The 2,220-nt window shown below is 60.1% G+C and carries 2 protein-coding genes; one reads left to right on the top strand and one right to left on the bottom strand.

Annotated features, from left to right (window positions below):
• Positions 1-1,470 (top strand): ABC transporter substrate-binding protein (locus F8N62_RS31190; RefSeq protein WP_150714190.1); only part of this gene is annotated, 1,470 nt, incomplete at its 5' end.
• A 269-nt stretch (positions 1,471-1,739) separates the two neighbouring features.
• On the opposite strand, the gene F8N62_RS31185 is transcribed toward F8N62_RS31190, so the two are convergent.
• The coding region (locus F8N62_RS31185) for a proton-conducting transporter membrane subunit (RefSeq protein ID WP_263597244.1) at positions 1,740-2,220 on the bottom strand (481 nt) is incomplete at its 5' end.

Here is a 2,220-nt window from a genome sequence, read left to right as displayed (position 1 = left end):
AAGGCGTTCAGCGAAATCACCGGGATCAAGCTGACCCACGACCTGCTGCAGGAAGGCGACGTGGTGGAAAAGCTGCAGACCGTGATGCAGTCGGACAAGAGCATTTACGACGGCTGGGTCAACGACTCGGACCTGATCGGTACGCACTTTCGTTACGGCAAGACTGAATCGATCACCGACCTGATGGCCAACGAGGGCAAGAACTTCACCTCGCCGACCCTGGACATCAAGGACTTCATCGGCATCTCCTTCACCACCGCCCCGGACGGCAAGATCTACCAACTGCCGGACCAGCAGTTCGCCAACCTGTACTGGTTCCGCGCCGACTGGTTCGAACGGCCGGAGCTGAAGGCCAAGTTCAAGGAAAAATACGGTTACGAGTTGGGTGTACCGGTGAACTGGTCGGCCTATGAAGACATTGCCAAGTTCTTCAGTGAAGACGTCAAGGAAATCGACGGCAAGCGTATCTATGGGCACATGGACTACGGCAAGAAAGACCCGTCCCTGGGCTGGCGCTTCACCGATGCCTGGTTCTCCATGGCCGGTGGCGGCGACAAGGGCATTCCCAACGGTTTACCGGTGGACGAGTGGGGTATCCGCGTCGAGGACTGCCATCCGGTCGGTTCCAGCGTGACCCGTGGTGGCGACACCAACGGCCCGGCGGCGGTGTTTGCCACCACCAAATACGTCGAGTGGATGAAAAAGTACGCGCCACCGGAAGCGGCGGGCATGACCTTCTCCGAATCCGGCCCGGTGCCGTCTCAGGGCAACATTGCCCAGCAGATCTTCTGGTACACCGCATTCACTGCCGACATGACCAAACCGGGTCTGGCGGTGATGAACGCCGATGGCACGCCGAAATGGCGCATGGCGCCATCACCACGCGGACCGTACTGGGAGGAGGGCATGAAGCTGGGGTATCAGGACGTGGGTTCCTGGACGTTCATGAAGTCCACGCCTGAGAAACAGAAACTCGCCGCCTGGCTGTATGCGCAGTTCGTGACCTCGAAAACCGTGTCGCTGAAGAAAACCATCGTCGGCCTGACGCCGATCCGCGAGTCGGACATCAACTCGCAAGCCATGACGGATCTGGCACCGAAACTGGGTGGCCTGGTGGAGTTCTACCGCAGCCCGGCCCGCGTGCAATGGACGCCAACCGGGACCAACGTGCCGGACTATCCACGTTTGGCACAACTGTGGTGGAGCCACATTGCCGAAGCCGCGAGCGGCGACAAAACCCCGCAACAGGCACTCGACGGTCTGGCCAAGGATCAGGACGCGATCATGACCCGCCTCGAACGCTCGAAAGCCCAAGCCACCTGCGCACCGAAAATGAACCCCGAGCGCGATGCGCAATACTGGTTTGACCAGCCGGGTGCCCCGAAACCGAAACTGGCAAACGAGAAGCCTAAAGGCGAAACCGTGAACTACAACGAACTGCTGAAATCCTGGGCGGATGCGCGTAAGTAACTGCTGAACCCTGAAACGCGAACGGCACCGGAAGGTGCCGCTTTTTTTGTGGGTGTCTGTCAGTCCGTCTTCGCGGGCAAGCCCGCTCCCACAGGTTTTGTGTCGTACACAAAATTTGTGGCCGCCCTCAGTCCCTGTGGGAGCGGGCTTGCCCGCGAAGAGGCCATCACTCTGGCTATCATTTCTGTGACGCTCTTTTGCTTGCAAGCCCGCTCGCACAAGGGATCCGAAGGTGCCGTTTCTGTTTTCCACCGAGTATCGCTAAGCGATCAACCCGCCAACACAGCCTGTTGAACCAGCACCAGCAACGGTTGCGGATACAGACCCAGGAAGAACGCCAGTCCGGCGATGGCCAGCAGCATGACGCCGCCCGCTTTTTGTTCCCAGTGCAACTGGGCGTCGTGGCGACGCAGGTTCGGTTCGATCAGGTACAAAGTGACCATCACGCGCAGGTAGTAGAAGACGCCGATGGCGCTGCCCAGTACCAGGGAACCGACCAGCCACCATTGCTGCGACTCTACGCCGGTCGCAATGATGTAGAACTTGCCGATGAAGCCTGCGGTCAGCGGGATGCCAGCCAGGGACAGCATCATCACGGTCAGCACGGCGGTCAGGTACGGACGGCGCCAGAACAGGCCACGGTATTCGTACAGGGCGTCGGCGTCACGGCCGTTGTACGGCGAGGACATCAGGGTAATCACGCCGAACGCGCCGAGGCTGGTGACCACGTAGGTGACCAGGTACACGCCG

Origin of the sequence: Pseudomonas fluorescens (genome assembly GCF_902497785.1) — a bacterium.
GTDB lineage: Bacteria > Pseudomonadota > Gammaproteobacteria > Pseudomonadales > Pseudomonadaceae > Aquipseudomonas > Aquipseudomonas fluorescens_BO.
The sequence above is the reverse complement of the archived record's forward strand: the minus strand, read 5'-3'. Positions and strand labels throughout refer to the sequence as shown.